The organism is Pseudomonas brassicacearum subsp. neoaurantiaca (assembly GCF_013608025.1).
Classification (GTDB): domain Bacteria; phylum Pseudomonadota; class Gammaproteobacteria; order Pseudomonadales; family Pseudomonadaceae; genus Aquipseudomonas.
In genome coordinates, this window is sequence record NZ_VDLV01000008.1 from 188,213 (window position 1) to 213,916 (window position 25,704).

At 63.4% G+C, this 25,704-nt stretch carries 27 protein-coding genes; 23 read left to right on the plus strand and 4 right to left on the minus strand.

The features are described from left to right. Positions 1 to 30 precede the first annotated feature (30 nt). The 4 genes from cobJ to cobG are packed head-to-tail and all read right to left on the minus strand — an operon-like array spanning position 31 to position 4,397. On the minus strand, positions 31 to 1,731 hold the full coding sequence (gene cobJ / locus FHK92_RS06290; protein ID WP_181287319.1) for a precorrin-3B C(17)-methyltransferase: 1,701 nt from the start codon (positions 1,729 to 1,731) through the stop codon (positions 31 to 33). Next, positions 1,728 to 2,459: a precorrin-2 C(20)-methyltransferase gene (locus FHK92_RS06295; protein WP_181287402.1), complete on the minus strand. Its 732-nt coding sequence runs from the start codon at positions 2,457 to 2,459 to the stop codon at positions 1,728 to 1,730. The genes cobJ and FHK92_RS06295 overlap by 4 nt, the downstream gene beginning before the upstream one ends. Next, positions 2,459 to 3,085, minus strand: a complete 627-nt coding sequence (locus FHK92_RS06300) for a precorrin-8X methylmutase (RefSeq protein WP_030138016.1) — start codon at positions 3,083 to 3,085, stop codon at positions 2,459 to 2,461. Before FHK92_RS06300 ends, FHK92_RS06295 begins: the two co-directional genes overlap by 1 nt. Next, positions 3,078 to 4,397 (minus strand): precorrin-3B synthase, encoded by a 1,320-nt coding sequence (cobG, locus tag FHK92_RS06305; RefSeq protein ID WP_181287320.1) that lies wholly within the window; start codon positions 4,395 to 4,397, stop codon positions 3,078 to 3,080. Before cobG ends, FHK92_RS06300 begins: the two co-directional genes overlap by 8 nt. A gap of 415 nt (positions 4,398 to 4,812) precedes the next feature. Between cobG and cbiE the strand changes: the two genes are divergently transcribed. From cbiE to FHK92_RS06420, 23 genes are all read left to right on the plus strand, one after another. Beyond that, complete coding sequence (gene cbiE, locus FHK92_RS06310) at positions 4,813 to 6,024, plus strand: precorrin-6y C5,15-methyltransferase (decarboxylating) subunit CbiE (protein ID WP_181287321.1); 1,212 nt, start codon at positions 4,813 to 4,815, stop codon at positions 6,022 to 6,024. After that, a complete protein-coding gene (locus FHK92_RS06315; protein WP_181287322.1) occupies positions 6,017 to 7,114 on the plus strand; it encodes a cobalt-precorrin-5B (C(1))-methyltransferase in 1,098 nt (365 codons plus the stop codon). The genes cbiE and FHK92_RS06315 overlap by 8 nt, the downstream gene beginning before the upstream one ends. Before the next feature lie 11 nt (positions 7,115 to 7,125). Beyond that, positions 7,126 to 7,848, plus strand: a complete 723-nt coding sequence (locus tag FHK92_RS06320) for a cobalt-precorrin-6A reductase (protein WP_181287403.1) — start codon at positions 7,126 to 7,128, stop codon at positions 7,846 to 7,848. Positions 7,849 to 7,907: 59 nt separating this feature from the next. Continuing rightward, on the plus strand, positions 7,908 to 8,243 hold the full coding sequence (locus FHK92_RS06325) for a type II toxin-antitoxin system RelE/ParE family toxin (RefSeq protein WP_181287323.1): 336 nt from the start codon (positions 7,908 to 7,910) through the stop codon (positions 8,241 to 8,243). Between the two features lie 4 nt (positions 8,244 to 8,247). Next, positions 8,248 to 8,571, plus strand: a complete 324-nt coding sequence (locus FHK92_RS06330; protein WP_181287324.1) for a helix-turn-helix domain-containing transcriptional regulator — start codon at positions 8,248 to 8,250, stop codon at positions 8,569 to 8,571. A gap of 190 nt (positions 8,572 to 8,761) precedes the next feature. Beyond that, on the plus strand, positions 8,762 to 9,160 hold the full coding sequence (locus FHK92_RS06335; RefSeq protein ID WP_181287325.1) for a DUF2946 domain-containing protein: 399 nt from the start codon (positions 8,762 to 8,764) through the stop codon (positions 9,158 to 9,160). A 46-nt stretch (positions 9,161 to 9,206) separates the two neighbouring features. Next, the gene (locus FHK92_RS06340; protein WP_181287326.1) at positions 9,207 to 9,686 is read left to right on the plus strand and encodes a copper chaperone PCu(A)C; all 480 of its coding nucleotides are present in this window, start codon (positions 9,207 to 9,209) and stop codon (positions 9,684 to 9,686) included. Between the two features lie 54 nt (positions 9,687 to 9,740). Beyond that, the gene (locus FHK92_RS06345) at positions 9,741 to 10,130 is read left to right on the plus strand and encodes a DUF2946 domain-containing protein (protein WP_181287404.1); all 390 of its coding nucleotides are present in this window, start codon (positions 9,741 to 9,743) and stop codon (positions 10,128 to 10,130) included. Between the two features lie 83 nt (positions 10,131 to 10,213). After that, entirely contained in the window at positions 10,214 to 12,340 is a 2,127-nt protein-coding gene (locus tag FHK92_RS06350) for a TonB-dependent copper receptor (protein ID WP_181287327.1), read from the plus strand. Positions 12,341 to 12,532: 192 nt separating this feature from the next. Next, positions 12,533 to 13,912: a PepSY-associated TM helix domain-containing protein gene (locus tag FHK92_RS06355; RefSeq protein ID WP_181287328.1), complete on the plus strand. Its 1,380-nt coding sequence runs from the start codon at positions 12,533 to 12,535 to the stop codon at positions 13,910 to 13,912. Positions 13,913 to 14,114: 202 nt separating this feature from the next. Then, complete coding sequence (locus FHK92_RS06360) at positions 14,115 to 14,903, plus strand: ABC transporter ATP-binding protein (protein ID WP_181287329.1); 789 nt, start codon at positions 14,115 to 14,117, stop codon at positions 14,901 to 14,903. Then, positions 14,900 to 15,847 (plus strand): ABC transporter substrate-binding protein, encoded by a 948-nt coding sequence (locus FHK92_RS06365; protein WP_181287330.1) that lies wholly within the window; start codon positions 14,900 to 14,902, stop codon positions 15,845 to 15,847. The genes FHK92_RS06360 and FHK92_RS06365 overlap by 4 nt, the downstream gene beginning before the upstream one ends. Next, on the plus strand, positions 15,844 to 16,854 hold the full coding sequence (locus FHK92_RS06370) for a FecCD family ABC transporter permease (RefSeq protein WP_181287331.1): 1,011 nt from the start codon (positions 15,844 to 15,846) through the stop codon (positions 16,852 to 16,854). Before FHK92_RS06365 ends, FHK92_RS06370 begins: the two co-directional genes overlap by 4 nt. 383 nt (positions 16,855 to 17,237) lie before the next feature. After that, positions 17,238 to 18,503, plus strand: a complete 1,266-nt coding sequence (gene urtA / locus FHK92_RS06375; RefSeq protein ID WP_181287332.1) for an urea ABC transporter substrate-binding protein — start codon at positions 17,238 to 17,240, stop codon at positions 18,501 to 18,503. Between the two features lie 165 nt (positions 18,504 to 18,668). Then, positions 18,669 to 20,171, plus strand: coding sequence for an urea ABC transporter permease subunit UrtB (gene urtB / locus FHK92_RS06380; protein WP_181287333.1), 1,503 nt, complete (start codon positions 18,669 to 18,671; stop codon positions 20,169 to 20,171). Next, positions 20,171 to 21,250, plus strand: coding sequence for an urea ABC transporter permease subunit UrtC (urtC, locus tag FHK92_RS06385; protein WP_181287334.1), 1,080 nt, complete (start codon positions 20,171 to 20,173; stop codon positions 21,248 to 21,250). The genes urtB and urtC overlap by 1 nt, the downstream gene beginning before the upstream one ends. Next, on the plus strand, positions 21,247 to 22,107 hold the full coding sequence (gene urtD, locus FHK92_RS06390; protein ID WP_181287335.1) for an urea ABC transporter ATP-binding protein UrtD: 861 nt from the start codon (positions 21,247 to 21,249) through the stop codon (positions 22,105 to 22,107). The genes urtC and urtD overlap by 4 nt, the downstream gene beginning before the upstream one ends. A 136-nt stretch (positions 22,108 to 22,243) precedes the next feature. After that, complete coding sequence (urtE, locus tag FHK92_RS06395; RefSeq protein WP_181287336.1) at positions 22,244 to 22,942, plus strand: urea ABC transporter ATP-binding subunit UrtE; 699 nt, start codon at positions 22,244 to 22,246, stop codon at positions 22,940 to 22,942. 30 nt (positions 22,943 to 22,972) lie between these two features. Further along, the gene (locus tag FHK92_RS06400; protein ID WP_181287337.1) at positions 22,973 to 23,815 is read left to right on the plus strand and encodes an urease accessory protein UreD; all 843 of its coding nucleotides are present in this window, start codon (positions 22,973 to 22,975) and stop codon (positions 23,813 to 23,815) included. A gap of 152 nt (positions 23,816 to 23,967) precedes the next feature. Continuing rightward, positions 23,968 to 24,270 carry an urease subunit gamma gene (gene ureA / locus FHK92_RS06405; protein ID WP_003197350.1) on the plus strand — a complete coding sequence of 101 codons (303 nt, stop codon included), beginning with the start codon at positions 23,968 to 23,970 and terminating at the stop codon, positions 24,268 to 24,270. A gap of 9 nt (positions 24,271 to 24,279) precedes the next feature. Continuing rightward, a complete protein-coding gene (locus tag FHK92_RS06410) occupies positions 24,280 to 24,813 on the plus strand; it encodes a GNAT family N-acetyltransferase (RefSeq protein ID WP_181287338.1) in 534 nt (177 codons plus the stop codon). A 5-nt stretch (positions 24,814 to 24,818) separates the two neighbouring features. After that, entirely contained in the window at positions 24,819 to 25,352 is a 534-nt protein-coding gene (locus FHK92_RS06415) for a GNAT family N-acetyltransferase (RefSeq protein WP_181287339.1), read from the plus strand. Further along, a complete protein-coding gene (locus FHK92_RS06420; RefSeq protein WP_181287341.1) occupies positions 25,349 to 25,654 on the plus strand; it encodes an urease subunit beta in 306 nt (101 codons plus the stop codon). The genes FHK92_RS06415 and FHK92_RS06420 overlap by 4 nt, the downstream gene beginning before the upstream one ends. Positions 25,655 to 25,704 lie beyond the last annotated feature (50 nt).

A 25,704-nucleotide genomic window follows, 5' to 3' on the forward strand; every position in this document is an offset into this window, starting at 1 on the left:
GACGGCGGTCCGAACAGACCGCCGGGTTCATCAAAGCGGTTTGTCGCCATACCAGCGCGGTGTGTACACCCATTCCCCCCCTTCGGCGCGAGGAAATACGCAGGTCGTAGAGGAGCCGACCAGCACCATGGTGCGCATGTCGACCTGCTCTGGGGTCAGTTGCCCCAAGGTGGTGACACGCAGGGTCTGGCCAGGCCGGCCGATATCGCGCCCCAAGACCACGGGTGTCTCGGGAGTCCGATGTTGCGCGACAATCTCCAGCGCCCGCCCCAATTGCCACGGGCGGGAACGCGAGATCGGGTTGTAGAACGCCAGGGCCAGGTCGGCTTCGGCCGCCAGGTCCAGGCGCTTCTCGATGATCGACCACGGTTTGAGGTTGTCCGACAGCGACATCACGCAGAAATCATGCCCCAGCGGTGCGCCGGCCTGGGCGGCCGTGGCCAGGGAGGCCGAGACGCCCGGCAGGATTTGCAGGTCGACGCTGTGCCAGCGCGGATCGCTGGACTCATGTAGCGCTTCGAGTACCGCCGCCGCCATGGCGAATACGCCTGGGTCGCCCGAGGAAACCACCACGACGGATCGCCCCTCGGCGGCCAGCTCGAAAGCATGTCGGGCGCGCTGCATCTCTTCACGATTGTCGGTGCAATGTTGCACCTGGTCGGCACGCAAAGGCCCGGCCATGCGCACATAGGTCTCATAACCCAGCACGTCGTTGGCACGGTCAAGTTCGGCGCGTACGGCCGGCACCATCAGCTCGGCCGCGCCGGGGCCAAGACCGATCACCACCAAGCGCCCTCGCGCACGGCCGATCTGTTGTGGATCGAGGGGTTGTGCAGCCACGGTAATGACAACGTCGCCCGAGACCTGAGGGGATACCCGTTGGCCCATGGCATCGCCCAGCCACTGCGCCACATTGTCGTTGGCCGTAACGAAGCGCAGCGGCACGCCCAGGGCCGACGCAGCTTGCTGCAACTCGGAGCGCGCCATGTCGGTATCCGCCGCCAACAGGCACGCCACCGATTGCATCGCGAGTCCGGCCTGGGCCAGCGCTTGCTCAATGGAGGCTAATACATCCGTCGCGCCGGCGCTCACTGCGACCACGATATTGCGCGGATAGATGCGCAACTCGTTCACCGCCGGCACTCCCGCCGTACTGTCGATACGAATCGCCAACCGTGCCTGTGCATCTTGCGGCAACTGCGCCTGGTCCAGCCACGGCGCCGCGCCTTCGATACGCACCGGTTCACCGGCCAGCAGGTCGGAGACGAAACGCTTGCCCTGCTCCAGGTCGCCGAGGCGGTAGCCGCTTGGCGGATTGAGCAGGCACGTGCCGAAACGCAATTCGCCGCTGGTAGTGATGGCCGGCGCGACTTGCAGCGCCGCCGCGATTTCACGGGCCATGGCATTCACACCGCCCAGACCGCCCAACAGCGGCACCACGGCGCTGCCATCCGCGGCTACCGCCAGCACCGGCGGCTCGGCGCCTTTTTCCAGCAACAGCGGCGCCAGGGTACGGATGACGATGCCCGCCGCGCACAGGGCGATGATCGGTGTGTCTTGCTGATAGAGCTCGCGCAATGTTGCGCCGAACTCAGTGTATTGCCGGTCACTGCCCTCGACCCGGCCGGCGAGGCCGTGGATCAAGGCTTCGGGATAACACTGCTGGATTCGCCGGGCCGTCGCCAGGCTGCCCTGGCCGAGGATGACAATTGCCGGAACCGTTGAAGTCATCCCTGCCACCGTTCGCCAGGGACAATGATCAGCGAGAAATATGGGGAAGACATCGGTTCGACTTCATCCAACGGCACGATCTTTTGATTGGCCATGGTTGCCCGTTCGACGTACAACGCTCGTCCGTCCATGCCCAGCTCCTGAAGCACCTGGCGAACCTTGGGGAAATTGCGCCCCAGCTTCATGATGACGGCGGCGTCGGCGTCGGCCAGGCGGCGCTTGAGTTCTTCGTGGGGCAATACGCCCGAAAGCACCGACAGGCTCTGGTTGCGATAGACCAGCGGCGCACCGAGCACAGAGGCACCACCAAGCATCGAGCAGACGCCCGGGATGACTTCGGCATCGTAGCGCTCGGCCAAACGATCGTGCAGGTACATGTAGGAGCCGTAGAAGAACGGGTCGCCCTCGCAGATCACCGCTACGTCGCGACCGGCATCCAGGTGCACGGCCAATTGCTCGGCGGCGGTGTCGTAGAAATCGGCGATCACTTGCTCGTAGGACAATGGCGCCGGCAGTACCTCAGTCGTGACCGGATAGACCAACGGCAGCAATGTCTGCGCTTCCTGCAAATGGGCCTCGATGATGCCGAAGGCGTTGCCCTTCTTGCCCTTGGCGACGAAGTACGCCACGACGGGCGACTCGCGCAGCAAGCGCAGGGCCTTGACCGTAATCAGTTCCGGGTCACCGGGGCCTACGCCGAGGCCGATCAGACGTCCAGGCTGCTGCATCATTCAATCTCCGTAGCGAGGGCGTTGACGGCGGCGGCGGCCATGGCGCTACCGCCCAGGCGGCCTTGCATGATCACGAACGGCACGCCACGGCTGTCGGCCGCCAGCGCCGCCTTGGATTCGGCAGCCCCGACAAAACCCACCGGGAAGCCAAGGATCAGGGCCGGTTTTGGCGCGCCGGCGTCGAGCATTTCCAGCAAATAGAACAGCGCGGTCGGCGCGTTGCCGATGACCACGACGCTGCCTTCCAGATGCGGTCGCCACAGCTCCAGCGCCGCCGCCGAGCGGGTGTTGCCCAGCTCGCGGGCCAACGCCGGCACACTGTCGTCGCGCAAGGTGCAGATCACCTCATTATTGGCTGGCAAACGGGCCCGGGTCACACCCTCGGACACCATCCGCGCGTCGCACAGGATCGGCGCACCGGCGGCCAGCGCCTGGCGTCCAGCCGTGCCCGCGCCTTCGGAAAACTGCAGGCCGTCGATGGCCTCGACCATGCCGCAGGCGTGGATCACCCGCACGGCGAGCTTCTCCAGATCGGCCGGAATGCGCGCCAGGTTGGCTTCGGCGCGGATGATCGCGAAGGAATTGCGATAGATCTCCTGACCGTCGCGGATGTAATCAAGCATCTAGGGGGCTCCGGGGATGAGCGTCGAGCCAGGGGTCGAGCGCTTCGATAGTCAGATTGCGTGCCTGCAACGCGCCGAAACCCGGCAGCGTGGCATCGCGGAAATACAGGTCATAACGACCAGGGGCGACCGCCAGCAAGGTGACGGGCGCGACATGCGCCGCCGCGCAGGAGCGCGGGCAGCCGGAAAAATGGACCTTCAATGCCTGGCCTCGGCGTTGCAGTCGCTCGGCCAGTCGGCGGGCGTCGGCCTTGGTGTCGGCCAAGGCTTTGCCGCAGCCACTGGAACCGGTACAGGCGATGAGTTGTGCGAGGGGCTGAGCGACCGAAACCAACAGACCCAGCGCTTGAAGCCGCGCCAGCACCTCATCGGCATTCTCAACGCGCACGTTTGGCAGCATCAGGCTTTGCCAAGGCGTGAAACGAAGACTGCCGTCGCCCTTCTCCCGCGCCAATTGCGCCGCTCCTCGCAGCATTCCGGCATCGAGCCGGCCAAGGGCAGCCGCCGCGCCGACGTAGACGCGGTCGTCGTGCTGGGAATGGACACCGAGGTGCAACCCATCGATGGACGCATCCCGCTGCCAATCCGGGCAAGCTTGCAGGGGTACACGGCCAGCCAGCCGGGCCATGAATTCATCCGCGGGGAGTTCAGCCAGCACGTCACGCATGCGGATCTGGTCCGGACGCGCCAAGTCCAGAAACAGCTCAAGCACCGCCACCACCAAGGCGTGCCCTTGGGCCAGGGGCACCCGGCCCGCTGGTCTGTCCAGCGGGGTGCCGGCCAAGCCGAAGGCCAGCCAGGGCTCACCGTCGCGGACCAGGGCCGACAGCCACAGGTCGTGGTGATGTTCGAGCATCGCCAGCGCTTCCCCACCGTCCAGTTGCACGGCGAACTTGGCCGACAACTCATGGAAACGTTCGTGGGTTTGCAGGGTGACGAGGATTTGCTCGGCCAATGGGCGGGTGTCGAACAACATTTGCCGATCGATGCCAGCCGAAGGGCTGAGCATCAGGTTGCGCACGTCATCGCCGGACGGTTTACGAGGACCAAGCCCGGCGGCCAGCAATGGCTCGACCAGCGCGTCATGCTCAGGGCCAATCCCACGGATTTGCAGGTTGGCCCGGTTGGTCGCCTCGATCACCCCACCGGCGAATCGCTCGGCCGCCGAGGCCACGGCATCGGCCTGATCCGCCAGGATGGAACCGCCATCAAGCTTGATTCGACAGATTCCCCCGTCCAACGCCTGGACGACACGCAGCAACCCCGGGCAACCGGAGGGGCGAATGACGTTTGAGGATGGATGTTCGTTCAAGGCAGAACCGGCAAAGTAAAAAACGCCACGACGGCGAGGGCCGTCATTATGCCTGCTTTGCCAGGGGTCATGAAAAGCATGCTGGTCGGAATGCTGATGACGGGCACACAATTTGCGGACGTCCCATTCCAAACTGTGGGAGCGAGCTTGCTCGCGAAAGCGGTCTCCCTGGGAAGATGATATTGAATGGACCACCGCCTTCGCGAGCAAGCTCGCTCCCACAGGGATTTGTAGTGAATGCAGAATCTGTGCACAACCTGACCAAAACTGTGGGAGCGGGCTTGCTCGCGAAGGCGGTCTGGCAGACACAATGATGTGGCGCCAGGCGCCTGATCCGCCGGGGCGCGGTATGATGGCGGCCCGTTCGCGGACGCTACCCGTGCGCCGATTCAACCTATTCATTCGAGGAACAGAGATGACCCCCTGGCTGACCGTAGTGGGCATCGGTGAAGACGGCTTCAAGGGCCTGGGCCGAACCGCTCGCCATGCATTGCTGCAGGCGCCGCGGATCCTGGGCAGCGCTCGCCAGTTGGAATTGCTGCCGCTGTGCATCCGTGGCGAAAGAGAATCGTGGCCCAGCCCGTTCTCCCTGGAACCGCTGCTTGCCCGCCAGGGCGAACCGGTGTGCGTGCTGGCCAGCGGCGATCCGATGTTCTATGGCGTGGGCGCCAGCCTGGCCAGACAGGTGCCGAGCGAACAGATGCAGATCATCCCCGCGCCCTCCTCCTGTTCGCTGGCCGCCGCGCGCATGGGCTGGCCGCTGCAGGACGTGGTCACGCTGTCATTGGTGGCGCGCCCCATGACGGCGCTCAATGCGCATTTATCCACAGGCGTCAGGCTGTTGTTGCTGAGCAATGATCGCCAGACCCCTGCCGCAGTGGCCGCGTTGCTGCGTGAGCGAGGGTTCGGCCCAAGTGTCATGACCGTGCTGGAGCATCTGGGCGGTGCGGCCGAACGACGGATCGAAAGCACCGCGACACAGTGGTCCGATGAACCCGTCGCCGACCTGAACCTGATTGCCATCGAATGCCGCGCCGAACCGTCGACGCGCGCCCTGTCACGCCTGGCCGGTCTGCCAGACTCCGCATTCGAGCATGACGGCCAGTTGACCAAACGCGACGTGCGCGCCATCACTCTAGCCCGTCTCGCCCCCACACCCGGCGAGCTGTTGTGGGACGTCGGCGCGGGCAGCGGCTCCATCGGCATCGAATGGATGCGCACCCACCCCAGTTGCCGGGCCCTGGCCATCGAAGCCGACGAAGGCCGCCAAGGCTTGATCGAACGCAACCGCGACACCCTCGGCGTACCGGGCTTGCAACTGATTCGCGGCAGCGCCCCGCAGGCGTTGGAAAACCTTGAGCGGCCGGACGCGGTGTTCATCGGCGGCGGTGTCACCCGCGAAGGCGTGCTCGACGCCTGCTGGGCCCAACTCAAGCCCGGCGGCCGACTCGTCGCCAACGCCGTGACCCTGCAAAGCGAAATGACCCTCATGCACTGGCGCGAACGTCACGGCGGCGAGCTGACCCGTATCCACATCGCTCAAGCCCAACCGCTGGGCGAATTCGACACTTGGCGCCAGGCCTTGCCAATCACCTTGCTGGACCTGACGAAACCTCTCGATGCGTGACGAAACCGCCGAACAACCCGCGCCCCTGCGCAGCGGCCTGACCACCGGCAGCTGCGCCACCGCTACCAGCCTGGCGGCTGCCCGCCTGCTGCTGCGCGGCATCGAGGCCGATGCCGTGGAAATCGTCTTGCCCAAGGGCAAGCACGTGCAGATGCGCCTGGAGTTCTGTCGATTGACCGAACAAGGCGCCGAAGCCGGCACCATCAAGGACGCCGGCGATGACCCGGACGTGACCCACGGTGCCCTGCTGTTCTCCCAGGTGTGCTTGATCGCCGAGCCCGGCGTGCGCTTCGTCGCCGGGCGCGGCGTTGGCACGGTGACGCGACCGGGGTTGGTGCTGGGGGTCGGTGAGCCGGCGATCAACCCGGTGCCACGCAAAATGATCAGCGATCACCTGGGCCGGTTGGCCGAGGAAAGCGGTTATGCCGGTGGTTTCGAAGTCACGGTCAACGTCGAGGGCGGCGAAGCCCTGGCGTTGAAAACCATGAATCCGCGACTGGGCATCCTCGGCGGCCTCTCGATCCTCGGCACCAGCGGTATCGTCCGGCCGTTTTCCTGCGCGGCCTACATCGCCTCGATCCACCAAGGCATCGACGTGGCGAAAACCAACGGCTACCTGCACATCGCCGCCTGCACCGGCAATGCCAGCGAAGACACCATGCGCCGGGTCTACAACCTGCCGGAAATCGCCCTGATCGAAATGGGCGACTTTGTCGGCGCCGTGCTCAAGCATGTGCGCAAGGTCCCGGTGAAAAAACTCAGCCTCTGCGGCGGCTTTGGCAAGATCAGCAAACTCGCCGCCGGCCACATGGACCTGCACAGCCGCCACTCGAGCATCGACCTGCCGCAATTGGCTGAATGGGCCGCCGCCATCGGTGCCGACGAACGTTTGCAGCAAGACATTCGCCAGGCCAACACCAGCCAGCAAGCTTTGGCAATGGCCAGCGCCGCCGGCATCTCCCTCGGTGACGCGGTGTGCGAACACGCGCTGGCCTTCGCCCGCAGCGTGGTGCCGGCCCAGGTCCAGGTCGAAGTCTTCGCGATCGACCGCCAGGGTGGAATCGTCGGCCGCGCGGGAGCGTTGTCATGAAGAGTTTTGAAATGAAACGCATCCTGCTGCTGGGCGGGGTCACCGAGGCCCTGGCCATCGCCCGCACCCTCGGCCCCCAGCACATCTACAGCCTGGCCGGCATCGGTCGCGTCCCCACCGACCTGAGCTGCCAAGTCCGCGTCGGCGGCTACGGCGGCGCCGAAGGACTGGCGCAGTTCATCCGCGCCGAAGGCATCGACCTGCTGCTGGACGCCACCCACCCCTACGCCGCGCAAATCAGCCACAACGCCGCCCACGCGGCCCGCGCCTGTGGCATTCCCTGCTGGGCGCTGCGCCGTCCAGCCTGGCAACCCCGGGCCGGCGATGATTGGCGCGAAGTGGCCGACTGGGCCGAACTGATCCACGCCCTGCAGCCCTTCCACCGCCCCCTGTTCACCCTCGGGCGTGAGCCGCTGCAACACTTGGATGAAATTCCGCCAGAGCAATTCTGGACCTTGCGCGCCCTGGACGTTTACCCCGGTAACGAACGCTGCGAAGTGATCGGGGCCCGAGGGCCATTTCGCATCGAGGGCGAGCGAGAGCTGTTCGAACGGCGGCGGATCGATGTGCTAGTGAGCAAGAACAGCGGCAGTACGGCTACTGAACCGAAACTGGACGTGGCACGGGAGCGAGGGGTGCCGGTGTTGGTGTTGAAGCGGCCGGTGTTGCCGGGGGTGGATCGGGAGTTCGAGAAGCTTGAAGAAACACTTGAGGCGTTGGCGCTTTCGACCTGATGAGACAAGATCACTACCTTGCATGAACAGTAACCTATTTGTTACCTTCAGGGCCGCATGTGATCACACTCGAAGAATATCTACAAGACAACGATACAAGCCCATTCAAGCGTTGGTTTTCCACTCTGGATGCCCAAGCGGCTTTCAAGGTCTCCAACGCACTGATGCGTTTGGAGTTGGGCAACACCTCAAACATCAAATGGTTTGATGGCTTGGGCGAGTACCGTATCAACTGGGGCCCAGGTTATCGGGTGTACCTGACCCAGGAGGGCAAGCGCCTGATCATCTTGTTTGGTGGGGGTGACAAGTCCACTCAGAAAAAGGACATCAAACAGGCGAAAATGCTTGTTGAAGAATTCCGAGCTCGGAAAAAAGTAGAAAGGAACATGAGGTAACGCAATGGCTCTCACACGCAGCTACAAACATACGATTGCCGAACGCGCCCAGCGAGATCCTGAGTTTGCTCAGATTCTGCTGGACGAAGCCGCTACTTTGTTTTTAAACGGAGAACCTGAGATGGCGAGGATGATTCTTCGTGATCTTGTTAACGCCACCGTGGGATTCGAAGAGCTGGCAAAGGAAACGTCCAAACCCAGCAAAAGCCTGCACCGGATGCTTTCAGCCAAAGGTAATCCAAGCATGGATAACCTGGCCGCAATATTTGCGGTCATCCGCACGACTCTGGGCGTCGACATGCGGGTACATGCCGTACCGGCGCATTGAGTGTGCGAACGGGAAGCATCCGGGTGCATTCCCAAACAAGGCTCCTTCTCACAAAGGCGCCTACTTGAAAATCTATTGCTACTGTTAGTAGCCAGCCCTGCGACCCTACACCGCACATGGCTTTTTTACTTATCCACCCCGATCAGGCTAAATACCGCCACCTGATCGCCCAACCGAGCGGATTGCCCCCATGTCCCGACAACGGCTTGCATTTGCCTGGATCGCCTGCTTCGCAGTGCTGTTCAACATGCTTGCCATGCCGCTTTCCAACAGTGGGAGCGCGACCGCCAGTTCGCCAGCCGAACAAGTGCTGTGGAGCAGTTTCTGCTCCTCCAGCGGCACGAAGATGATGGCTGTTTCGCTGGGTAAATTCGAACAGGGCACGCCACAGAAAGACAATCACTCGACGATGCAGCATTGCTGGTGCTGCTCAGGTCCGGCGCCATTGGTGGCGCTTACCGGCCATGCTCCGCAGTTGTACCTGGACGCACAACAGGCCCATCGTGCCGCAACTCATTCCAAGCTCGACAGCCCTACCCCGCGCCAGCAATGGCCCAGCCTCAATCCCCGCGCTTCCCCTCTGGCTTGACTCTTCCCGCATCAAACTGCGCCCTGAATCGTTCCGGAGATTTACCATGTTGAACAAACTTATCTTGCTGGCCGCCCTGCTGCTTCCCGTCGGCATCGCCCAAGCTCACCAATACAAGGCGGGCGATCTTGAAATCGCCCACCCGTGGTCTCAAGAGTTGCCGCCCAACGCGCCGACCGTGGCCGCGTATTTCGTGATTCACAACAGCGGCACGACCGCCGACAAACTGCTCAGCGTCGACTCGCCCATCGCCGGCAAGGCCGAGCTCCATGAGCATGTAATGCAAAACGACCTGATGAAAATGCAGCCGGTGCCCGTCGTGGATGTGGCTCCCGGTGCGACCGTCACCTTCGCGCCGATGGCGTATCACGTGATGCTGCTGGACCTGAAGGACCGCAGCCTGCTTAGCGACGGCAAACGCTTCCCCATGACCCTGCATTTCGAGAAGGCAGGGGATGTGATGGTGGACGTCGCGGTGCAGAAAAAAGCACCCGATGGCACCAAGACGCATATGCACGACCAGTAAGACGTCGCCATGCAACCTCGTCGCGCCAGCCTGTCCACCCGCCGCCGTCAGCCCATGAGCCTGACCCGCGGTAGCTGGATCAGCCTGTTCGCCATGCTGATGATTTTCATCGGTCCGCTGGTTTCCCAGTCGATGCCGATGGATCAGCGCATGTCCATGCCTATGTCCATGAGCATGGAAATGGAGATGGGCACGGACATGACGGCGCACGAAGCGCCGGCAGCCGAACATTGTCCGCCCCAGAGCGAGCATCATGCGCTGTGGGAAAAATGCGGTTATTGCAGCCTGCTGTTCAATTGCCCTGCGCTAGCCGGCGGCCACACCTTCGCCGTCTTCGACATACCTCACACCAACACCTACACCAGCCTCTCCCCACGCCTGGGTCATGCCCGGCCTGCGTCATTCCCGGGTGCCCGCACCCGCGCACCGCCCTTCGCAGCGTAGCTCCCGACATTTACTCACCCGGTCGCACAAGACAGCCCCAGGCTGCCCGACCGTGTCGTCTACGTCTGTTCGATGGAATCACCATGTCCAGGTTTTCTGCTGGCATCGCTTTGGGCTCTGCCCAGGTTCGCTGCCCTCTGAACGATCCACGGGTTCGTTCGCACCACACCATCGCCGCCCTGTGCGGCTTGCTGCTCACCCCGCTCGCGCTGGCCGATGAGCACAATAATCACGACCATCAGGTCGAGGAACTGAGCCCGACGGTCATCACCGCCATCGCCCCCAGTTCGCCGCTGACCGTCGTCACCAACCCCAAGGACCCGCGCCAACCGGTGCCGGCCAGCGACGGCGGCGACTACCTCAAGACCATTCCCGGCTTCGCCCTGGTGCGCAACGGTGGCACCAACGGTGACCCGGTGTTGCGCGGCATGTTCGGCTCGCGGCTGAACATCCTCACCAACGGCAGCATGCTGCTGGGTGCATGCCCGGGCCGGATGGACGCGCCGACGTCCTACATCTCGCCGGAAACCTACGACAAGCTCACCGTCATAAAAGGCCCGCAAACCGTACTCTGGGGCCCAGGCGCCTCGGTCGGGACCGTGCTGTTCGAGCGCGAGCCGGAACAGTTCGGCGAGCTGGGCACCCGGGTCAACGCCAGTGTGCTGGCCGGTTCCAACGGTCGTTTCGACAAGGTCGTGGATGCCGCCGCCGGTGGGCCGCTGGGTTATGTACGGGTGATCGGCAACACCGCCCATTCGGACGATTACCGTGACGGAAACAACGACACCGTGCCGTCGCGCTATGACAAGTGGAACGGCGACGTCACCCTCGGCTGGACCCCGGACGCCGATACCCTGCTGGAACTGACCGCTGGCAAGGGCGACGGTGAGGCACGCTACGCCGGGCGTGGCATGGACGGTTCGCAGTTCAAGCGCGAAAGCCTCGGGCTGCGTTTCGAGCGCTCGAACATCGGCGAGGTGCTGGACAAGATCGAGGCCCAGGTCTACTACAACTACGCCGACCATGTGATGGACAACTACACCCTGCGCACCCCGTCCGGCACCGGGATGATGGCCGGCCCCATGGCCTCCAACGTCGACCGCCGCACCCTCGGCGCCCGCATCAAGGCCACCTGGCGTTGGGCCGATGTGCAATTGATCAGTGGCCTGGACGCGCAGACCAACGAACATCGCCAGCGCAGCAGCATGGGCGTGGACACCTATAAGGACCTGCCGTACACCAAGGACGCCGACTTCCACAATTACGGCGTGTTCAGCGAGTTGACCTGGTACGCCGCCGACCGCGACCGCGTGATCACCGGCGCCCGCCTCGACCGTGCCTCGGCCAAGGATTACCGCCAGAGCATCGGTTCCGGCATGACGGCGCGGCCCAACCCCACCGCCGACGACACCCGGGCCGACACGCTGCCCAGCGGTTTTGTCCGCTACGAACACGACCTGGACGACAGCCCCACCACCCTCTACGCAGGCATCGGCCACTCGCAACGCTTCCCGGACTACTGGGAGCTGTTCTCGCCGAACACCGGTCCCAACGGTTCGCTGAACGCCTTCGACGCGATCAAGCCGGAGAAAACCACTCAGTTCGATTTCGGCCTGCAATACAAGACCGACACCCTCGAGGCCTGGGCATCGGGTTACGTCGGGCAGGTACGCGACTACATCCTCTTCGATTACACGCCCGGGATGATGGGCACCACCTCCCGGGCCGAGAACATCGATGCGCGGATCATGGGCGGTGAACTGGGCGCGACCTACAAGCTGACCGAGCGCTGGAAAGCCGACGCCACCCTGGCCTACGCCTGGGGCAAGAACAGCAGCGATGGCAGCGCCCTGGCGCAGATGCCGCCGCTGGACGCACACCTGGGCCTGACCTACAGCGAAGACCGCTGGAGCGCCGGGGCGTTGTGGCGGGTGGTGGCAGCGCAGCACCGCGTCGATGAAAACAAAGGCAACGTGGTCGGCAAGGACTACGGCAAAAGCTCGGGCTTCGGGGTCTTCTCGCTCAATGGCGCCTATCGCATCAATCCGAACTGGAAGGTCAGCAGCGGCGTCGACAATCTGTTCGGCAAAGCCTACGCCGAGCACTTGAACCTGGCCGGCAACGCCGGGTTCGGCTACCCCGCGAGCGACCCACAGGCCATCAACGAACCGGGGCGAACGCTCTGGACCAAGGTGGATATGAGTTTCTAACCGGCACCGGATATCTGTCAGCAAGGACACAAACTGTGGGAGCGAGCTTGCTCGCGATGGCGAAGGCACATTCAACATCGATGCAAGCTGAACCACCGCTATCGCGAGCAAGCTCGCTCCCACAATGGTTCGTTTCCACCTTGACTGACCGCACAACATAACAACCCCATTTGCCCTGCGGAGCGCTTTGCAATGAGCCAACCGAAACCGAATTTCTATAACCTGGCCTGGCGCTGGCATTTTTATGCCGGGCTGTTCGTCGCGCCGTTCATGGTGATGCTGGCCCTGACCGGCATCATTTACCTGTTCAAGCCGCAACTCGATCCATTGATGTACGGCGACTTACTGAACGTGCCGGCCAGTCATCACGCCCTGGCGGCGGACGACCTGCTCAAGCAGGTCCGCCAGGACTACCCTGAAGGCCAGGTCAAACAGTACCTGCCGCCGGTCAACGCCGAACGCAGCGCGCAATTCGTGGTGGTCGACAAGGGCCGGGAACTGAATGTGTTCATCGACCCGTACCACGGCGACATCCTTGGCGAGCAGGACGCGAAGAACAATCTGCAAGCCATGGCCCGGGCGATCCACGGCGAGTTGCTGATCGGCACGGTGGGTGATCGATTGGTGGAAATGGCCGCCGGCTGGGGCGTGGTGCTGGTGGTTTCCGGCCTGTACCTGTGGTGGCCGCGCGGGCAATCATCGGCCGGCGTGCTGTGGCCGCGCTGGAGTGCGCGCGGTCGGCTGTTCTGGCGTGACCTGCACGTTGTCGTCGGTTTCTGGGGCGCGGCGTTCCTGTTGGTGATGCTGCTCAGCGGCATGACCTGGACCGGCTTCTGGGGCAAGCAATACGCCGACCTCTGGAACCGCTTCCCGGCGGCGATGTGGAGTGACGTGCCCAAGTCCGACGTCGAGGCCGGCAGCCTCAACAACGCCCACCGCCAGACCGTGCCGTGGGCCATGGAAAATACGCCGATGCCGATGTCCGGCGACCATGCCGAACACATGGCCCACGGTGGCATGCACGAAGGCCCCGCGGCGCCGAACGTCAGCCTGCAAGCGGTGCAGGATATCGCCACCGAGCGCAAGGTCGAACCCGGCTACAGCATCACGCTGCCAACGACCGCTTCGGGCGTGTTCACGGTCGCCGTGTTCGCCGACGACCCGCGCAACGACGCGACCCTGCACGTAGACCAATACACCGGCAAGGTCCTGGCCGATGTGCGCTGGGAGCATTACAGCGTCGTGGCCCGTGCCACCGAGACCGGCGTGATGTTGCACGAGGGCAAGATGTTCGGCCCGCTGAACCAGATCCTCGTACTGCTGGTTTGCCTGACGATCCTGCTCAGCGCGGTGAGTGGCCTGGTGATTTGGTGGAAACGCCGCCCCCAGGGCAAATTCGGCGTGCCGCCACTGCGGCATGACCTGCCGACTTGGAAGGGCGGCGTGTTCATCATGCTGGCGTTGGCGGTGGTGTTTCCGCTGGTGGGGGCGTCGCTGGTGGTGGTGTGGTTGCTGGACCGGCTGGTTACCCGCTTGAATCGCCAGTCTGAAGCCGTCTCATCTTCAAGCTGAAGACAGCGCGTTAACGGAGGGCGGCGCGAAACCTCTACAATCGCGCCCGCCTTCCAAACGGTGAACACCATCCATTGTGGGAGCGAGCTTGCTCGCGATTGCAGTCGGTCAGTCACATCTCTATCGACTGACACACCGCTATCGCGAGCAAGCTCGCTCCCACAATGGACTGGGGTCCCGATCCGATAACTTGAGTGAATGCATGACGTCGCTAACCCTCTCCCACCTCGCCTGGACACCCCTGGGCCATGGCCATTGCCATCACCAGTTCCAACTGCGTGATGCTTCGTTGCAGGTCGCGGCCGGGGAGTTCGTCGGGTTGATCGGCCCCAACGGCAGCGGCAAGACCAGCCTGTTGCGCTGCGCCTATCGCTTCAGCCGGCCGGAACATGGCGAGGTCAGACTCGAACATCACGACCTTTGGAAACAATCTTCACGCTGGTGCGCCCAACGTATCGCCGTAGTGCTGCAAGAGTTTCCCGACGCCTTCGGCCTGACGGTGGAAGAAGTGGTCGCCATGGGCCGCACGCCTCACAAAGGTCTGTTCGATGGCGACAACGAAGAAGACCGGAGATTGGTGCTACAGGCATTGGCATCGGCAGGGCTCGAAGGCTTCGGCGATCATGCTTTCGCCACGCTCTCGGGCGGTGAGAAGCAACGGGTAATCCTCGCCCGCGCCCTGGCCCAGCAACCGCAATTGCTGATCCTCGACGAACCGACCAACCACCTCGACCCGCGCTATCAATTGCAACTGCTGCAACTGATCAAGGGCCTGGGCATCGGCACCCTCGCCAGCCTCCACGACCTGAACCTGGCTGCCGCTTTCTGCGATCGCCTGTACGTGATCGAACACGGGCGCATCGTCGCCAGCGGCACGCCCAAGGATGTCCTCACCGCCGAACTGTTGCGCGAAGTGTTCGGCGTCGAAGCCCTGGTGGACGAGCATCCGCTGTCCGGCTACCCACGAATCACCTGGATAACCCAACCATGACCTTGCGTTTCCTGTTGTTGCTGCCCCTGCTGCTGGGCAGCGCCCATGCCCTGGCCGAAGCCACCCGCTACCCGTTGACGGTCCAGAGCTGCAACCGCCAGGTAGTGTTCAACGAGGCCCCTCGCCATGCCGTCAGCCACGACATCAACATGACGCAGATGATGCTCGCCCTGGGCCTCAAGCCGCGCATGGTCGGCTATAGCGGCATCAGCGGCTGGAAATCGGTAACGCCCGAGATGGCCAGGATTCTCGACGGCCTGCCGGAACTGGCCGCCAAATATCCCTCGGTGGAAACCCTGCTCAATGCCGACGTCGATTTCTTCTTCGCCGGTTGGGACTACGGCATGCGGGTGGGCGGCGACCTGACGCCGCAGACCCTGCAACCGCTGGGCATCAATGTCTATGAGTTGACCGAATCCTGCGCCTTCGTGATGAAGCGTCCGGCGGCCTCCCTGGAGGACACCTATAACGACCTGCGCAACCTCGGCAAAATCTTCGATGTGCAGGACCGCGCCAACGCGCTGATCGCGACGATGCAGGCCCAGGTTGCCGACGTGCGCAAGCACCTGCCCGCCCAGCAACCGCGGGTATTTTTGTATGACAGCGGCGAAGACCGCGCCATGACCTCCGGCCGCCTCGGCATGCCCCAGGCCCTGATCGACGCCGCCGGCGGACGCAACATTCTCGATGACGTGGAAACCAGTTGGACCCGGGTGAACTGGGAGAACGTGGTCGAGCGCAACCCCGAGGTCATCGTGATCGTCGACTACGGCGAAGTCAGTGCCGAGCAGAAGCAACAATTCCTGCTGGATAACCCGGCCCTGCAATCGGTGGATGCAATCAAGCATCGGCGCTTCATCGTGATCCCTTACGTGCAGGCCACCCCGGGCATCGATAACGTACTGGCGGTGCAAGCCCTGGCGCGGGGCTTCCACAACCGATGAACAGTCGTCGCTACGCCGCCCTGCTGACGGTCCTCGGCGCGCTCCTGCTGGTGTCGTGCGTGGTCTCCCTCGGCTTCGGCCCGGCGCGGGTGCCGGTGGCCGTGGTCTGGGACATCCTGCTGAGCAAGGCCTTTGGGGTCGGCGAAGTGCATTGGACGCCTGGCCAGGAACACATCGTCTGGCTGATCCGTGTCCCGCGCCTGTTGCTCGGTGCCCTGGTCGGTGCAGGGCTGGCGTTGATCGGCGCGGTGCTGCAAGCGGTGACGCGCAACCCGCTGGCCGATCCACACCTGCTCGGCGTCACCTCCGGCGCGACACTGGGAGCGGTCATCGTGGTGTTGCACGTCGGTGAGGTCATCGGCCTGCTGACCCTGCCCCTCGCCGCCTTCATCGGCGCACTGCTGAGCATGTTGCTGGTGCTGGCCATCGCCGCCCGCCAGGGTCGTCTGGAAAGTGATCGGTTGTTGTTGTGCGGCGTGGCGGTGTCCTTCGTGATGATGGCGGCGGCCAACCTGTTGTTGTTCCTCGGTGATCATCGTGCCAGCTCGGCGGTGATGTTCTGGATGCTTGGCGGCCTGGGCCTGGCACGCTGGGAACTGCTGGCCGTACCGGCCGCCAGTGTGCTGCTGGGGTTGGTGTTGCTACTGGGCATGGCCCGGCCGTTGAACGCGCTGATGGCCGGCGAGCAGACCGCCGTGACCTTGGGCCTGAACGCGGCGAAGGTGCGGCTATGGATCTTCCTGATTGCGTCGCTGATGACCGGCGTGCTGGTGTCCATAAGCGGCTCGATCGGTTTTGTCGGGCTGATGGTGCCGCACATTGCCCGGCGCCTGGTGGGCGCCGAGCATCGCCGGTTGCTGCCGGCCTGCGTGCTGCTCGGCAGCCTGTTCCTGGTGTGGGTGGACGTGGCGGCCCGTACGCTGATCGCGCCGGAGGACTTGCCGATTGGGGTTGCTACCGCAGCCATTGGCGGACTGTTTTTCATCGGTCTGATGCGCCGCCGCTGATATTGATCAATTACCAGATTCCCCCTGTGGCGAGGGGATTTATCCCCGCTGGACTGCGAAGCAGTCCTAAAACCTGACGCTGCAATTGCTTGAGAACTGCATGCTCCGCTCTTGGGGCCGCTGCGCAGCCCAACGGGGATAAATCCCCTCGCCACAGTTAAATCTGACTCCGACGGATTATCTTCAGTCTCCCGCCCCAATGTGGCGCACCTCCTCGCACCAGTCTCCGCAACGCGGTCGCTCATGGTGCATGCGCTCGCACAGAACCCGCGCCAACCCCGTATTCCAAAGCCTTTCCCCCGACCGGGCACACCCCTTGCAAAAGCCCCTTCAGCGTCTGCATCTGCCATCCAGAAAAACATAAAGACCACGGAGATCGCACCATGAAGCGTCGTAGCTTGATCAAGGCTTTTACACTTTCGGCAAGCATTGCCGCGATGGGCATGACCTGGACCGTCCAGGCCGCCGAGACCATCAAGGTCGGCATTCTGCATTCGTTGTCCGGCACCATGGCGATCTCCGAGACGTCCCTCAAGGACATGGCGCTGATGACCATCGACGAGATCAACGCCAAGGGCGGTGTGAATGGCAAGAAGCTCGAAGCGGTGGTCGTTGACCCGGCGTCGAATTGGCCGCTGTTCGCCGAAAAGGGCCGCCAGTTGCTGACCCAGGACAAAGTCGCCGTGGTGTTTGGCTGCTGGACTTCGGTGTCGCGTAAATCCGTATTGCCGGTGTTCGAAGAGCTCAACGGCCTGCTGTTCTATCCAGTGCAGTACGAAGGTGAAGAGATGTCACCGAACGTCTTCTACACCGGCGCGGCGCCGAACCAACAGGCGATTCCGGCGGTGGAATACCTGATGAGCGAAGAAGGCGGCAGCGCCAAACGCTACTTCCTGCTGGGCACCGACTACGTCTACCCGCGCACCACCAACAAGATCCTGCGTTCGTTCCTGCACTCCAAAGGCGTGGCGGACAAGGACATCGAAGAGGTCTACACCCCGTTCGGCCACAGCGACTACCAGACCATCGTCGCCAACATCAAGAAATTCTCGGCCGGCGGCAAGACTGCGGTCATCTCCACGGTCAACGGCGACTCCAACGTGCCGTTCTACAAAGAGTTGGCGAACCAGGGCCTGAAGGCCACCGACGTGCCGGTCGTGGCGTTCTCGGTGGGCGAAGAAGAACTGCGCGGCATCGATACCAAACCGCTGGTGGGCAACCTGGCGGCGTGGAACTACTTCGAGTCCGTGGATAACCCGGCGAACAAGAAATTCGTCGATTCCTGGAAAGCCTACGCCAAGGCCAAGAACCTGCCGGGCGCCGACAAAGCGGTAACCAACGACCCAATGGAAGCCACCTACGTCGGTATCCACATGTGGGCCCAAGCGGTGGAAAAAGCCAAGTCCACCGACGTCGACAAAGTCCGCGAAGCCCTGGCCGGCCAGACCTTTGCCGCACCGTCGGGCTACACCCTGACCATGGACAAGACCAACCACCACCTGCACAAGCCGGTGATGATCGGCGAGATCCAGTCCGACGGTCAGTTCAACGTGGTCTGGCAGACCGAAGGGCCGATCCGCGCGCAACCGTGGAGCCCGTTCATCGCCGGCAACGACAAGAAGCCTGACTACGCGGTGAAGAGCAACTGAGCCCATGGGTGTCGGGTTTGAGCATGACGCTCAGGTCCGACACAAATCCCTTGTGGGAGCGAGCTTGCTCGCGATAGCGGCGGATCAGCCAGAAGACATGTGACTGACACACCGCTATCGCGAGCAAGCTCGCTCCCACAAAAAGCACTGCGCAAGGCCTAGCTTATGCCCACCGCCCTTTACCGCCTCATCCTCGCCCTGGTGCTGCTGTTGCCACTGGGCGCCAACGCCGGCGACGCTGAAGACTTCGTCGCCGCCAACCCGACCCAGCAGGCCAAGCTCCTGGAAACCTGGGCCGCGCAGCCGGAGCCTGAGCGCGTCGAACTGATCAACGCCCTGCAACAAGGCCAGTTGACCGTCGATGGCCAGCCCAAGACCCTGCGCCTGAACAACCGCTTGCGCGGATTGATCGAAACCGCACTCGCCAGCCACCAGCTACTCGCCGTCGATGCCCGCGTACGCCTGGGCGCCGCGCAACAACTGCAAAAAAGCGCCCGCCCGGCGCAACTGGCGTTTCTCGATCGGCAACTGGCCGGCGAGCAGGACGAAGACGTCCACGCCGCCCTGAGCCTGGCTCTGGCAAACCTGCAACTAGTGGACAGCAACCCGAGCGTGCGCCTGGCCGCCGTGCGCCTGCTGGGGGAAACCGGCGACCCGCTGGCCCGCACTCGCCTCGAAAGCCTGCTCGAACCCGGCGTCGAAACCGATGCCGCCGTGCGCACCGCCGCTGAAACCAGCCTCGGCCAGGTCAAGCGCAAACTCCTCATCGGCGAATTACTGGGCCAGGCCTTCAGCGGCATGTCCCTGGGCTCGATCTTGCTGCTCGCCGCCCTCGGCCTGGCGATCACTTTCGGCTTGCTTGGGGTGATCAACATGGCCCACGGCGAGATGCTCATGTTGGGCGCCTACTCCACTTACGTGGTGCAGATGCTGTTCCAGCGCTTCGCCCCGAACGCCATCGAGTTTTATCCTCTGATCGCCCTGCCGGTGGCATTTTTTATCACTGCCGCCATCGGCATGGCCCTGGAGCGCACGGTGATCCGTCACCTCTATGGACGGCCGCTGGAAACCCTGCTCGCCACGTGGGGCATCAGCCTGATGCTGATTCAACTGGTGCGCCTGGTGTTCGGCGCGCAGAACGTCGAAGTCGCCAACCCGGCCTGGCTGTCGGGCGGGATCCAGGTGCTGCCGAACCTGGTGCTGCCGTACAACCGCATCGTGATCATCGCCTTCGCCCTGTTCGTGGTGGTGCTGACCTGGCTGCTGCTGAACAAGACGCGCCTGGGCCTGAACGTCCGCGCGGTGACGCAAAACCGCAACATGGCCGCTTGCTGTGGCGTGCCCACCGGGCGCGTGGACATGCTCGCCTTCGGCCTCGGCTCGGGCATCGCCGGCCTCGGTGGCGTGGCCCTGAGCCAGATCGGCAACGTCGGCCCGGACCTCGGCCAGAGCTACATCATCGACTCGTTCCTGGTGGTGGTGCTCGGCGGCGTCGGCCAGTTGGCCGGTAGCGTGTTCGCCGCGTTCGGCCTGGGCATCGCCAACAAGATCCTCGAACCGCAGATCGGCGCCGTGCTCGGCAAGATCCTGATCCTCGCGCTGATCATTCTGTTCATCCAGAAGCGTCCGCAAGGCCTCTTCGCGCTCAAAGGACGGGTAATCGACTGATGAACCAGCCCCTGATGCTCACGGCCACGCAAAAGGCCGGTCCCAAAGTCACCCTCGCCGTCGCCGCGGTGATTCTCGTCGTGCTGCTGAGCTTGCCGTTGCTGTCGTTGTTGGCAGCGGACAATCCCCTGCACGTTTCGGCCTACACCCTGACCCTGGTGGGCAAGATTCTCTGCTACGCCATCGTCGCCCTGGCACTGGACCTGGTCTGGGGCTACGCCGGCTTGCTCTCCTTGGGCCACGGTTTGTTCTTCGCCCTGGGCGGCTACGCCATGGGCATGTACCTGATGCGCCAGGCCGCCGGCGATGGCCTGCCGGCGTTCATGACTTTCTTGTCGTGGACCGAGCTGCCCTGGTACTGGGCGGGCACCGACAGTTTCTTCTGGGCGATATGCCTGGTGGTGCTGGCGCCGGGTTTATTGGCGCTGGTGTTCGGTTTCTTCGCCTTCCGCTCGCGGATCAAGGGCGTGTATTTCTCGATCATGACCCAGGCCTTGACCTTCGCCGGAATGCTGCTGTTTTTCCGCAACGAGACCGGGTTTGGCGGCAATAACGGCTTCACCAATTTCCGTTCGATCCTCGGTTTTGGTATCACCGAGCCGGGCACTCGCGCGGTGCTGTTCCTGGCCACGGTGTTGTTGCTGGTAACGAGCCTGCTCATCGGCTGGCGCCTGGCCCGCAGCAAGTTCGGCCGGGTGCTGACCGCCCTGCGCGACGCGGAAAACCGGCTGATGTTCTGCGGTTACGATCCCCGTGGCTTCAAGCTGTTCGTCTGGGTGTTGAGCGCGGTGTTGTGCGGCCTGGCCGGGGCGTTGTACGTGCCGCAGGTGGGCATCATCAACCCCAGCGAAATGTCGCCGACCAACTCCATCGAGGCCGCTGTGTGGGTGGCCCTCGGCGGGCGCGGCACGCTGATCGGGCCGTTGCTCGGCGCCGGCGTGGTCAATGGCATGAAGAGTTGGTTCACCGTGGCGTTTCCTGAATATTGGCTGTTCTTCCTTGGGGCCTTGTTCATCGTCGTGACCCTGTACCTGCCCAAGGGCGTGATCGGGCTGCTGAAGAAAAGGGGCGAACAATGAGAATCACACCTACGGCGGATTTCATGCTCGAACCCATCCTGGAGCCCAACAAAGATCAGGGCAGCAGCCGCGACGCCATCGGCCTCGGCCAGGCGGCCGGCGTGGGCCTGAACACCCGCCACGGCACCATCCTGACCCTGGAAGACATCAGCGTCAGCTTCGACGGCTTCAAGGCCTTGAACGATCTGAACCTGTACATCGGCGTCGGTGAATTGCGCTGCATCATCGGCCCCAACGGCGCGGGCAAGACCACCTTGATGGACGTGATCACCGGCAAGACCCGTCCCAGCCACGGCAAGGCCTGGTTCGGCGAAACCCTCGACCTGACAACGATGAGCGAAGTGGAAATCGCCCAGGCCGGCATCGGCCGCAAGTTCCAGAAACCGACGGTGTTCGAAGCCCTGAGCGTGTTCGAGAACCTGGAGCTGGCGCTCAAGACTGACAAATCGGTGTGGGCCAGCCTGCGGGCAAGACTGACTGGCGAGCAGCACGACCGCATCAACGAAGTGCTCGAGACAATCCGCCTCACCACCTCGGTCAACCGCGCCGCCGGGCTGCTGTCCCACGGCCAGAAACAATTCCTGGAGATCGGCATGCTGCTGGTGCAGGACCCGCAATTGCTGTTGCTCGACGAACCGGTGGCGGGCATGACCGACGCCGAGACCGAGTTCACCGCCGAGCTGTTCAAGTCCTTGGCGGGCAAGCATTCGCTGATGGTGGTGGAGCACGACATGGGCTTCGTCGGCGCGATCGCCGATCACGTCACCGTGCTGCATCAGGGCAGCGTGCTCGCCGAAGGGTCGTTGGAACAGGTGCAGGCGGATGAGCGGGTGATCGAGGTTTACCTCGGTCGCTGAGGCGAAAGCAGTTGGCTTTTATGTGGGAGCGAGCTTGCTCGCGATAGCGGTGGATCAGCCGGAATGAAATGTAACTGACCCACCGCTATCGCGAGCAAGCTCGCTCCCACAAAGGGATTTGAGGAGAACCTGGAACATGCTGCAAGTCGAAAAGCTGCACCAGTACTACGGCGGTAGCCACATCCTGCGCGGCCTGTCATTCGACGTGAAGGTCGGCGAGGTGACGTGCCTGCTCGGTCGCAACGGCGTGGGCAAGACCACCCTGCTCAAATGCCTGATGGGCCTGTTGCCGGCCAAGGAAGGCGCGGTGAATTGGGAAGGCAAAGCCATCACCACGTTCAAGCCGCACCAACGAGTGCATGCCGGCATTGCCTACGTACCCCAGGGCCGGGAGATTTTCGGACGGCTGACGGTGGAAGAAAACCTGCTGATGGGCCTGTCGCGCTTTCCGGGTTCCGAAGCCAAGGAAGTGCCGGCCTTCATCTACGAACTGTTCCCGGTGTTGCTGCAGATGAAGCAACGCCGAGGCGGTGACCTGTCCGGTGGTCAGCAACAGCAGCTCGCCATTGGCCGGGCCCTGGCCAGCCGACCGCGGCTGTTGATTCTCGACGAGCCCACCGAGGGCATCCAGCCGTCGGTGATCAAGGAGATCGGTGCGGTGATCAAGAAACTGGCGGCACGGGGCGACATGGCGATTCTGCTGGTGGAGCAGTTCTACGACTTCGCCGCCGAGCTGGCCGATCAGTACCTGGTGATGTCCCGGGGCGAGATCGTGCAGCAGGGTCGCGGAGAAAACATGGAAGCCGAGGGTGTGCGCGGGCTGGTTACGATCTAGTCTTAACGTCCCGACGATAATCAGAAAAACATGAATCTACCTGTTACGTCTTCAGCCCTGTTCACCCCCAGCTGGCACGCCGAGCTGGACTTGGGCTATGCCCGATTCGGTGATTGCACGCGCCCGGTACAGCGCCGGCACAAAGGCCCGCTGCGGGTGCAGAAGCACCTGTACGCCGAAGGTCCCGAGGTGTGCCAGCACATCATCGTTCACCCGCCCGGCGGAATTGCCGGTGGGGATCGGCTGGATATCTCGGCCCACGTCGGCCCCGACGCCTGGGCGCAATTGACCAGCCCCGGCGCGGCCAAGTGGTATCGCGCCGCCGGCCCGGCGTACCAGCAACTGACGCTGAGCGTGGCTCCCGGCGCGACCCTTGAATGGCTGCCCCAGGAAACCATCGTGTTCAGCGCAGCCCAGGCCGAACTCACCACAAGCATCGACCTGCAGGGCGATGCCCGGTTGTTCTACTGGGACATGGTTGCCCTCGGCCGACCGGCCAGCGGCGAGCGGTTTGACCAGGGACATTTTCAGTCACGGCTGGACATCCGCCGCGACGGCCAATTGTTGTGGCATGAACGCCAACGCATTGTCGGTGGCGATGGACTGCTGGATTCACCCATCGGCCTGGGCGGGGACCCGGTGTTTGCCACGTTGCTGGTGACCGGCGAGATCGACAGCGAACTGTTGGATCGCTGCCGATCCCTGGACCATGCCGTGCGCGGCGACCTGACCCAACTGCCCGGTTTGCTCGTGGCGCGTTGCCTGGCGAGCGAGGCGTTGTTGGCGCGGGGGTGGTTGATTGAGTTGTGGCGCTTGCTCAGGCCTGCGTTGCTCGGAAGAGAGGCCATGCCACCCAGAATCTGGAGTACCTGAATCTGCTTTTCCTGTGGGAGCGAGCTTGCTCGCGATAGCGGTGTATCAGCCGACGATTATGTTGAATGTTCGATTGCCATCGCGAGCAAGCTCGCTCCCACAAGGGATCGGTGTTTACTGCGAAAAAAATTATCTGCCCTTATGGATTGCACATGGACCTGACCCCACGCGAAAAAGACAAGCTGTTGATCTTCACCGCCGGCCTCGTCGCCGAACGACGACTGGCCCGTGGCTTGAAGCTCAACTACCCGGAGGCCATGGCCTACATTTCCGCCGCGCTGCTGGAAGGTGCTCGTGACGGCCAGACCGTCGCCGAGCTGATGCATTACGGCACTACGCTGCTGAGCCGCGAGCAAGTGATGGAAGGCATCCCGGAAATGATCCCGGAGATCCAGGTCGAAGCGACGTTTCCCGACGGCACCAAACTGGTCACCGTCCACCAACCCATCGCCTGAGGCCACGCCATGACTGCACACATTCGTGACGCCCAGCCCAGCGACCTGGCGGCGATCCGCGATATCTACAACGACGCCGTACTCAACACCACGGCGATCTGGAACGAGCAGGCCGTGGATCTCGGCAACCGCCAGGCCTGGTTCAGCGCCCGGCAAACCCAGGGCTACCCGGTGCTCGTCGCGGTCGACGCCGAAGATAACGTGCTCGGCTACGCTTCCTTCGGCGATTGGCGGCCGTTCGACGGCTTCCGCCACACCGTCGAGCATTCGGTGTACGTGCGTAGCGACCAGCGCGGCAATGGCCTTGGTCCATTGCTGATGGCAGCCCTGATCGAGCGCGCCAGGGCCTGCGGCAAGCACGTCATGGTCGCTGCCATCGAAAGCGGCAACGCGGCGTCGATTCGCCTGCACGAGCGGGCCGGTTTCGTCACCACCGGGCAAATGCCACAGGTGGGTACCAAGTTCGGCCGCTGGCTGGACCTGACATTCATGCAGTTGGTCCTCAATCCCGGCGCGCCACCGCCCGCCATCGACAAGGAGTGATACCGATGAACGCCGCCCAGTTGCGTCGAGTCTACGCTGAAAGCTTTGCGCACTATCGCCAGGGCCTGATCGATCTGTTGCTCGACGCCGTGGGTTATGGCGCCAGCGTCGGGTTCATGGCCGACCTCGATGCGGTCCAGGCCCGGGCCTATTTCGACGAGGTCCAGACCAGTCTCAACCAGGGCCACCTGCTGTTGTGGGTGGTGGTCAAGGATGAACAGGTGCAGGCCAGCGTCCAGCTTGCCCTGTGCCAGAAGCCCAACGGTCGCAACCGCGCCGAAGTGCAAAAGCTGTTGGTGCGCGGCGAGGCCCGCCGCCGAGGCCTCGGCCAGCAATTGATGAGCGCCCTGGAACTCGGCGCCCGCCAGCACAAGCGCGGCCTGTTGTACCTCGACACCGAGGCCGGTTCCGAGGCCGAGGCGTTCTACCGTGCCATGGGCTACACCCGCGTCGGCGAACTGCCCGACTACTGCCAGAGCCCGGACGGGACCTACACCCCGACCGCCATCTACTACAAGCTTTTGGGGCAACCGCAATGATTCCAGGCCAATACCAGGTCCGGCCCGGCGACATCGAACTCAACGTCGGCCGCCGTACCCTCACGCTGAACGTCGCCAACAGCGGCGACCGGCCGATCCAGGTCGGCTCGCACTATCACTTTTTCGAAACCAACGACGCCCTGACCTTCGACCGCGCCGCCAGCCGTGGCATGCGCCTCAACATCCCGGCCGGCACCGCCGTGCGCTTCGAACCGGGCCAGAGCCGCGAGGTGGAACTGGTGGACCTGGCCGGGCATCGCCGGGTGTTCGGGTTCGCCGGAAGAATCATGGGCGACCTGTAAGTCAGAGGGTGCCTGCACTGGCCTCATCGCGAGCAAGCTCGCTCCCACAG

Coding starts and splice junctions, on each gene's coding strand:
- cobJ (WP_181287319.1), bottom strand. CDS start 1,731: ATGACTTCAACGGTTCCGGCAATTGTCATCCTCGGCCAGGGCAGCCTG.
- FHK92_RS06295 (WP_181287402.1), bottom strand. CDS start 2,459: ATGCAGCAGCCTGGACGTCTGATCGGCCTCGGCGTAGGCCCCGGTGAC.
- FHK92_RS06300 (WP_030138016.1), bottom strand. CDS start 3,085: ATGCTTGATTACATCCGCGACGGTCAGGAGATCTATCGCAATTCCTTC.
- cbiE (WP_181287321.1), top strand. CDS start 4,813: ATGACCCCCTGGCTGACCGTAGTGGGCATCGGTGAAGACGGCTTCAAG.
- FHK92_RS06315 (WP_181287322.1), top strand. CDS start 6,017: ATGCGTGACGAAACCGCCGAACAACCCGCGCCCCTGCGCAGCGGCCTG.
- FHK92_RS06320 (WP_181287403.1), top strand. CDS start 7,126: ATGAAACGCATCCTGCTGCTGGGCGGGGTCACCGAGGCCCTGGCCATC.
- FHK92_RS06330 (WP_181287324.1), top strand. CDS start 8,248: ATGGCTCTCACACGCAGCTACAAACATACGATTGCCGAACGCGCCCAG.
- FHK92_RS06335 (WP_181287325.1), top strand. CDS start 8,762: ATGTCCCGACAACGGCTTGCATTTGCCTGGATCGCCTGCTTCGCAGTG.
- FHK92_RS06340 (WP_181287326.1), top strand. CDS start 9,207: ATGTTGAACAAACTTATCTTGCTGGCCGCCCTGCTGCTTCCCGTCGGC.
- FHK92_RS06345 (WP_181287404.1), top strand. CDS start 9,741: ATGAGCCTGACCCGCGGTAGCTGGATCAGCCTGTTCGCCATGCTGATG.
- FHK92_RS06350 (WP_181287327.1), top strand. CDS start 10,214: ATGTCCAGGTTTTCTGCTGGCATCGCTTTGGGCTCTGCCCAGGTTCGC.
- FHK92_RS06355 (WP_181287328.1), top strand. CDS start 12,533: ATGAGCCAACCGAAACCGAATTTCTATAACCTGGCCTGGCGCTGGCAT.
- FHK92_RS06360 (WP_181287329.1), top strand. CDS start 14,115: ATGACGTCGCTAACCCTCTCCCACCTCGCCTGGACACCCCTGGGCCAT.
- FHK92_RS06365 (WP_181287330.1), top strand. CDS start 14,900: ATGACCTTGCGTTTCCTGTTGTTGCTGCCCCTGCTGCTGGGCAGCGCC.
- FHK92_RS06370 (WP_181287331.1), top strand. CDS start 15,844: ATGAACAGTCGTCGCTACGCCGCCCTGCTGACGGTCCTCGGCGCGCTC.
- urtA (WP_181287332.1), top strand. CDS start 17,238: ATGAAGCGTCGTAGCTTGATCAAGGCTTTTACACTTTCGGCAAGCATT.
- urtB (WP_181287333.1), top strand. CDS start 18,669: ATGCCCACCGCCCTTTACCGCCTCATCCTCGCCCTGGTGCTGCTGTTG.
- urtC (WP_181287334.1), top strand. CDS start 20,171: ATGAACCAGCCCCTGATGCTCACGGCCACGCAAAAGGCCGGTCCCAAA.
- urtD (WP_181287335.1), top strand. CDS start 21,247: ATGAGAATCACACCTACGGCGGATTTCATGCTCGAACCCATCCTGGAG.
- urtE (WP_181287336.1), top strand. CDS start 22,244: ATGCTGCAAGTCGAAAAGCTGCACCAGTACTACGGCGGTAGCCACATC.
- FHK92_RS06400 (WP_181287337.1), top strand. CDS start 22,973: ATGAATCTACCTGTTACGTCTTCAGCCCTGTTCACCCCCAGCTGGCAC.
- ureA (WP_003197350.1), top strand. CDS start 23,968: ATGGACCTGACCCCACGCGAAAAAGACAAGCTGTTGATCTTCACCGCC.
- FHK92_RS06410 (WP_181287338.1), top strand. CDS start 24,280: ATGACTGCACACATTCGTGACGCCCAGCCCAGCGACCTGGCGGCGATC.
- FHK92_RS06415 (WP_181287339.1), top strand. CDS start 24,819: ATGAACGCCGCCCAGTTGCGTCGAGTCTACGCTGAAAGCTTTGCGCAC.
- FHK92_RS06420 (WP_181287341.1), top strand. CDS start 25,349: ATGATTCCAGGCCAATACCAGGTCCGGCCCGGCGACATCGAACTCAAC.